The following is a 6,283-nucleotide window of genomic DNA, read 5'->3' as shown; positions in this document are numbered from 1 at the left end:
GCCGTCCCCGGTGCCGCCGGGGCCGAACCCGCCGCCGGGCGACAGCACCGGCCCGGTGACCACCGGCCCGGGCAACGCGGGCCTGCCGGGCGACGCGATCTCCGGCATCTTCACCAACGCCGCGCTGCTGCCGGGCACCCTGGTGCAGGCACCGGTGGTCGCCCAGGTCATCCCGGGCCAGCAGGTCCCGACCGTCGACGCCCAGAAGTCCGGCACCGCGGAGGCCCTGCCGGGCGTCACCCCGCCGGCGAAACTGCCGATGCTGCTGGCGGTACTGGCGCTCGCGATCGTGGCCGCGGCCCTCGTCCGGGCCTGGATCCGCCGCAAGCCGGCCTGATCCCTGACGCAGGGTGACGCCCGCTTCCACTCGAATGCCGGACATTTTTGAGCGAGCGGGCGTTACTCGTCTGCCCTAACGTCGTTGTCCTGGGAAAGAGGCCACGACACCAGGGGCGGCGCGCATGCAGGAGCGGACACGGAGGGCAACGGCGGTCGGTGCGACGGCGTTCGTGCTCGCGGGTTCGGCCGTCCTCGGCCTGCCCGGCACGGCGTCGGCCGAGACCAAGACCGTGGCGTGCGGCAGCACCGTGAGCGCCAAGCCCGGCGACACGATCCAGGCCACCACCCCGCTGCTCGGACTTCCGCTCAACCTGGGCGTCGTCACGGAGGGCACCAAGGTCCTCACCGGCACGATCAACGCGATCCTCGGCACGCTGTGCAAGGTCACGGTCAACGTGGTGAGCACCGTCGTTTCGCCGGTGCCGGTCGTCGGCGCGCCCGCGGCCAGCGCGATCAACCAGGGCGTCCAGGGCGTGACCAGCGGGACCCAGCAGGGTCTGTCGGCGTTGAGCGGCGGCCAGCCCGCCCCCGGCCAGCAGCCCGGACCCGGTGGCAACCCGCAGCAACCGCCGTCCGGCGGGACCGGCGGCAACCAGCAGGGCGGCACGCAGCAGGGCGGCGGCATCCCGGAAGCCAACAGCCCGCTGCTCCCCGGCTTCTCCGGCGGCGGCGCCAGCCCGGCGTTCGGCGGCTTCCCGTTCAGCATCGGCACGGGCTACGCCCCCATGCGCGACTACAGCGGCATCCCGTTCGCGACAGCCGGCCTGTTCACGCCGTCGCCCGCGATCCGGTACGGCAGCCAGATCCCCGGTTACGCGCCGCAGTACGGCCTCACCGGCCCCGACGGCACCGCGGCGGACGGCAGTTCCGGCGTCCAGACGGCAGGCCGCGCCGAAGCGCTACCGTCCGCATCGGACGGTTTCACGAACGGGTCGAATCTGCCGCTGCTCATCGCGGTACTGACACTCTCCGGAGTCAGCGCGGGCCTCGTCCGCACCTGGGTGCTCCGCCGAATGGCCGCTGCGAATTGACCCGACTGCCGAGTATCTTTCACGTATCTCCTTCGTTGATCCTGGTGTTGCCTGGAACGACGCCCCCGTAATTCCCTGGAGGACAGTGCTCGTGCGGAAGATCCCCACCTGGCAGACGACCCGCCGCGCACTGACCGTCACCGCCGTCGCCGCCTTCGTGACCGGGGGAGCGTTCCTCTCCGCGGGCCCGGCCTCGGCCGCCACGACGCTCGCGGGCACCTGCTCGGGCGCGGTGAACGGCAGCATGGGCGACACCGTCGCCGTGCAAGGCACGTCGGTGAAGGAGCTCGTCCGCAAGGGCGCGCAGGACTACGTCAACTCCCACCTCTGGACCGCCCTCTCGGTGTGGCCGAACACCATCGCCGACACCATCGCGAGCAAGGGCGCGCTCGCCGTCGGCCAGGTGCCGAACTCCGCCGGTGGCACGATCGCGGGCTCCGCGATCGGCAGCGCCGTCGCCACCGCGCTCAAGGGCTCCAACGGTCTCGGCGTGCTGGACAGCACCAAGACCGAGGTGCTCAACGCGGTCTCGGCGAACGTCGCGAAGAACTGCGGGCTGACCACCATCGCCACCAACTACGCCCCGCCGTCCACCCCGGGCGCGGGCGGCACCGGCACCCAGCCGGGCGGCGGCACCGGGACCGTCCCCGGCGGCACCTCGGGCAACCTCTCCAACCTGAACCCCGGCACCACCGGCGGTACGGGTGGCAGCGCGCCGATGCGCGACTACAGCGGCATCCCCACCGCGACCGCCGGCACGGCCGTCGCCCCGGGCGCGCGGTACCCGGCGAACGGCACCCTGCCGGGTGACGCCTCCGCGCCGCAGGCGGGGCAGGGCGACCAGAGCGGCCAGGGCGCGGACATCCGCGACGCCGGCAACGCGCAGTCGCTGGCCTCGAACGGCGCTTCGAACGACGTGCAGCTGCCGATGCTGCTGGCCGTGATCGTGCTGGCCGGGGTGACCGCCGGGCTCGTCCGGACCTGGGTCCTGCGCCGCGCGAGCTGACCCCGCCGTCCGGTCCTGTCGGTACCCCCAGGTAGCCTTACCTGGACAAACCCTCCTGCCACGGACAGTCCGTGGCCGCGAGCCCATAGGAGGTGAGTGGTTGTGTCACGCCATTACGAGGTAATGGTCATCCTGGACCCCACGCTCGACGAGCGCACGGTCGCCCCGACCCTCGACACGTTCCTCAACGTGATCCGCACTTCGGGCGGAAGCGTCGAGAAGGTCGACGTCTGGGGCCGTCGTCGCCTCTCGTACGAGATCAAGAAGCACGCGGAGGGCATCTACGCCCTGCTCGACCTGAACTCGTCCTCGGACGCGGTGAAGGAGCTGGACCGCCAGCTGTCGCTGCAGGAGACCGTGCTCCGCACCAAGGTCATGCGCCGCGAGGTCAAGCGCGCCGCGGCCAAGCCCGCTGCCGCCAAGGCCTGAGCCCGAGGGGAATCCCGATGGCTGGAGACACCGTCATCACGGTGGTCGGCAACCTGACGTCCGACCCGGAACTGCGCTTCACCCCGTCCGGTGCGGCGGTCGCGAACTTCACCGTCGCGTCCACCCCGCGCACCCTCGACCGGCAGTCCGGCGAGTGGAAGGACGGCGAGGCGCTGTTCCTGCGCTGCAACATCTGGCGGCAGGCGGCGGAGAACGTCGCCGAGTCGCTGACGCGCGGCGCCCGCGTCGTCGTGCAGGGCCGCCTCAAGCAGCGGTCGTTCGAGACGAAGGAAGGCGAGAAGCGCACCGTCGTCGAGCTCGAGGTCGACGAAATCGGCCCCTCGCTGCGCTACGCCACGGCCAAGGTCAACAAGGTCAGCCGCGGTGGCGGCGGCGGTGGTGACTTCGGCGGCGGCGGAGGCGGTGGCAACCGCGGTGGCGGCGGCGCACCGGCCGACGACCCGTGGGGTTCCGCGCCCGCCGCGAGCAGCGGTGGCGGCGGCTTCTCGGACGAGCCCCCCTTCTGATCTCGTACACATCCACAAAGATTTGAATTACCAGGAGTAGACAGTGGCCAAGCCACCCATCCGCAAGCCCAAGAAGAAGGTCTGCGTGTTCTGCAAGGCCGAGAAGAAGGGCCGCCCGGAACTGATCGACTACAAGGACACCAACCTGCTGCGGAAGTACATCTCCGACCGCGGCAAGATCCGTGCCCGTCGCGTCACCGGCAACTGCAGCCAGCACCAGCGTGACATCGCCATCGCGGTCAAGAACTCCCGCGAGATGGCGCTGCTGCCCTACACCTCGACCGCGCGCTAAGGGAGGGCACTGAAATGGCGAAGATCATCCTCACCACGGACGTGGCCAACCTGGGCGGCCCCGGCGACATCGTCGAGGTCAAGGACGGCTACGCGCGCAACTACCTGCTCCCGCGGGGCTACGCGATCGTGGCCTCCAAGGGCGCGGAGAAGAACGTGCGCACCATCCAGCGCGCGCAGGAGAGCCGTCGCATCCGCGACCTCGACCACGCCAAGGAGATCAAGGCGACGCTGGAGGGCCTCGGCGCCATCCAGCTCACCGGCAAGGCGGCCGAGGGCTCGAAGAAGCTCTTCGGTTCGATCACCGCCGGCGAGATCGTCGACGCGATCAAGGCGGCCGGTGGCCCGCTGCTCGACAAGCGCGTCATCGAGCTCCGCGACCACATCAAGACCGTGGGCAAGCACTCGGTCGGCGCCCGGCTGCACCCGGACGTGAAGGTCGACGTGCGGCTCGAGGTCAAGGCCGTCGCGCAGTAAGGCAGTACGTCGTGGAAGGCGGGTCGTCCCTGGTGGGCGGCCCGCCTTCACGCGTTTCGGGGGAACCCCGGACAGGCGGGCGGCGTCGGAGGAGAATGGGCGGGGACGCGAAGGGGATGGATCCGGATGGCCAATGAAGTCAACATGTCAGCACCGGCCGGCGGTGGTGGCTTCACGTTCGACGCCGACAAGATCGACGCCGTCATCAAGAAGTGGCAGGATCTGCGGGCCGACCTGAAGCGCGACTACGACGACGCCAACCTGATGGCGAATGTGAAGGCGCCCGGCAAGGAGTTCGCCAGCGAGGACTGGGAGAAGCTCGCGAACCCGTCCGGCAAGGCCTTCCTCGAGCAGAACCGCAAGATGCAGGAATACGTCACGAACTACATCGACGCGCTGACCGCGGCGAAGAAGAAGATCACCACCAAGGAGTCGGAGACGCAGGCCGACATGGCGAAGACGGGGAACCAGGCCACGTGAACCGACGACTGCTCGCCGTCCCGGCGCTGGCTTTCGCCGTGCTCGCCGTCGCCGGGTGCGGCGGCAAGACCAGGGGCAGCGCCAACCCGGCGCCGACGACCGCCGAAACCAGCAGCGAGACGCGCGCCGTGGCCGACACCGCGCCGCGGGTGCCGAGCCCGCTGAACACCGGCGCGATCACCTCGGACGCCTGCGCGACGCTGTCCGCGTCGGCGCGCTCCGACCTCGGGTTCGGCGAAGGCGAGCCGCGGACCACGGGCAACGGCCCGAGCTGCACGTTCACCGAAGCCGCCGACCCGGGCAACCAGATCGACGTGACCACGGTGACCGCGAACAAGAACGGGCTCCAGGACGTCTACGACACCAAGGCCAACGACGCGTACTGGGGCGAAACCCAGGCCGCCGGCTACCCGGGCGTCTACGCCGCCGCGGTCGACGACCGCAAGAGCGGCAAGTGCGGCCTGTTCGTCGCGGTGACCGACGAGCTGGCGGTCAACATCCTGGTGCAGTACGACAACGGCACCGGCGCTTCGGACCCGTGCTCGGTGGCGATGAAGTTCGGCGAAGCGATGATCCACACCCTGGGAGGCTGAGATGCTGGAACTGGTGCTGCTGGGCGGCTTCGCCGCCTACAACATGGCCACGACGCACTCCGACGACCACACCTCGACGCAGGGCGATCGGAAGATCGACTGCTACGACATCTGGGAAAAGATCACCCACGGTCCCGGCGCGGGCTCGATCGCGACCGGGCAGTCGGCGGCGAGCCGGCTCAAGGGCGCCTACGCCGACCGGCTCAGCACGATCGACGACCTGGCCAAGGAGATGGACGCGGCCTGGTCGGGCGGCGGCTCCGAGGCGGCGCAGAACGCCGGCGCGCACCCGCTGCGCGTGTGGATGGAGGACTCCGGCACCAAGCTCACCGAGTCCGACAAGTACCTCGGCGAGCAGCACAACGCCTTCACCACCGTGCACACGCAGGTCCAGGAGGTCCCGAAGGACCCGCCGAAGAACAACCTGCTCAACGCGGTGACGCCGTGGACGACCGACACCGACCGGGCGATCCGCGACTACAACAGCAAGGGCCAGGCCAACGTCGACGCCTTCAACACCTACTACAAGGCGAGCAACGACAACGGCCAGAAGATGCCGACGTACTCCGCGCTCAAGGGGCAGCAGGAGAACGTCACCGTCGACGACGGCAAGGACGGCAAGAAGAAGCCGGGCGGCGACGGCAACGGAACCGGCGATGGGACCGGAAGCGGGAACGGCAACGGCTCCGGTTCGATGCCCGGCGTGAACATGCCGGGGTCGGGCGGCGTGCCGTCCTTCGGCGGCCAGCCGACGACGCCCGGCGGCAAGTTCGACCCGTCCCAGATCCCCGGCGGCAACTACACGCCGCCGAAGTTCGACCCCTCGCAGATCCCCGGCGGGAACTACGACCCGTCGCAGATCCCGGGTGGCAGCTACACCCCGCCGAACTTCGGCGACGGCACCCACTCGTCCGGCTTCACGCCGCCGAAGATCCCCGGTGCCGGCGGGTTCGGCCCCGGTGGTTCCGGTGGCGCGGGCGACTTCTCGATCCCCGGCGGCGGGGGCTTCGGCCCCGGCGGGTCGGGCGGGATCGGCGACCCCTCGGGCTTCGGGCCGGGCGGCGGGGGCTTCGGGCCCGGCGGCTCGACCGGCGTGGCCATGCCCGGCGG

At 70.6% G+C, this 6,283-nt stretch carries 9 protein-coding genes and 1 pseudogene; all 10 read left to right on the top strand.

Annotated elements, in window-relative coordinates; translation table 11 throughout:
- Window positions 1–337: pseudogene (locus G3I65_RS42120) on the top strand (hypothetical protein); the annotation flags it as partial.
- A 124-nt stretch (window positions 338–461) separates the two neighbouring features.
- Window positions 462–1,370 carry a hypothetical protein gene (locus G3I65_RS42115; RefSeq protein WP_166641247.1) on the top strand — a complete coding sequence of 303 codons (909 nt, stop codon included), beginning with the start codon at window positions 462–464 and terminating at the stop codon, window positions 1,368–1,370.
- A gap of 85 nt (window positions 1,371–1,455) precedes the next feature.
- Window positions 1,456–2,376, top strand: coding sequence for a hypothetical protein (locus tag G3I65_RS42110; RefSeq protein ID WP_160701041.1), 921 nt, complete (start codon window positions 1,456–1,458; stop codon window positions 2,374–2,376).
- A gap of 102 nt (window positions 2,377–2,478) precedes the next feature.
- Window positions 2,479–2,805 (top strand): 30S ribosomal protein S6, encoded by a 327-nt coding sequence (rpsF, locus tag G3I65_RS42105; protein WP_176742059.1) that lies wholly within the window; start codon window positions 2,479–2,481, stop codon window positions 2,803–2,805.
- 17 nt (window positions 2,806–2,822) lie between these two features.
- Entirely contained in the window at window positions 2,823–3,332 is a 510-nt protein-coding gene (locus tag G3I65_RS42100) for a single-stranded DNA-binding protein (protein WP_125309235.1), read from the top strand.
- Window positions 3,333–3,375: 43 nt separating this feature from the next.
- Window positions 3,376–3,624, top strand: coding sequence for a 30S ribosomal protein S18 (gene rpsR, locus G3I65_RS42095; protein ID WP_003098744.1), 249 nt, complete (start codon window positions 3,376–3,378; stop codon window positions 3,622–3,624).
- A 14-nt stretch (window positions 3,625–3,638) separates the two neighbouring features.
- Window positions 3,639–4,100 (top strand): 50S ribosomal protein L9, encoded by a 462-nt coding sequence (gene rplI / locus G3I65_RS42090; RefSeq protein ID WP_003098743.1) that lies wholly within the window; start codon window positions 3,639–3,641, stop codon window positions 4,098–4,100.
- A gap of 126 nt (window positions 4,101–4,226) precedes the next feature.
- A complete protein-coding gene (locus G3I65_RS42085) occupies window positions 4,227–4,580 on the top strand; it encodes a hypothetical protein (RefSeq protein WP_125309237.1) in 354 nt (117 codons plus the stop codon).
- A complete protein-coding gene (locus tag G3I65_RS42080; RefSeq protein WP_160701040.1) occupies window positions 4,577–5,173 on the top strand; it encodes a DUF3558 domain-containing protein in 597 nt (198 codons plus the stop codon). Before G3I65_RS42085 ends, G3I65_RS42080 begins: the two co-directional genes overlap by 4 nt.
- A gap of 1 nt (window position 5,174) precedes the next feature.
- Window positions 5,175–6,283, top strand: a 1,109-nt coding sequence (locus G3I65_RS42075; RefSeq protein ID WP_160701039.1) for a hypothetical protein, incomplete at its 3' end; no start/stop codon positions are given.

Source organism: Amycolatopsis sp. SID8362, assembly GCF_010550475.1.
GTDB lineage: Bacteria > Actinomycetota > Actinomycetes > Mycobacteriales > Pseudonocardiaceae > Amycolatopsis > Amycolatopsis eburnea.
This window is presented reverse-complemented; position numbering and strand designations above follow the sequence as displayed.

Bases quoted from the DNA above. Each gene is read 5' to 3' on its own strand.
- G3I65_RS42115 (WP_166641247.1), top strand. From the start codon at position 462: ATGCAGGAGCGGACACGGAGGGCAACGGCGGTCGGTGCGACGGCGTTC.
- G3I65_RS42100 (WP_125309235.1), top strand. From the start codon at position 2,823: ATGGCTGGAGACACCGTCATCACGGTGGTCGGCAACCTGACGTCCGAC.
- rplI (WP_003098743.1), top strand. From the start codon at position 3,639: ATGGCGAAGATCATCCTCACCACGGACGTGGCCAACCTGGGCGGCCCC.
- G3I65_RS42085 (WP_125309237.1), top strand. From the start codon at position 4,227: ATGGCCAATGAAGTCAACATGTCAGCACCGGCCGGCGGTGGTGGCTTC.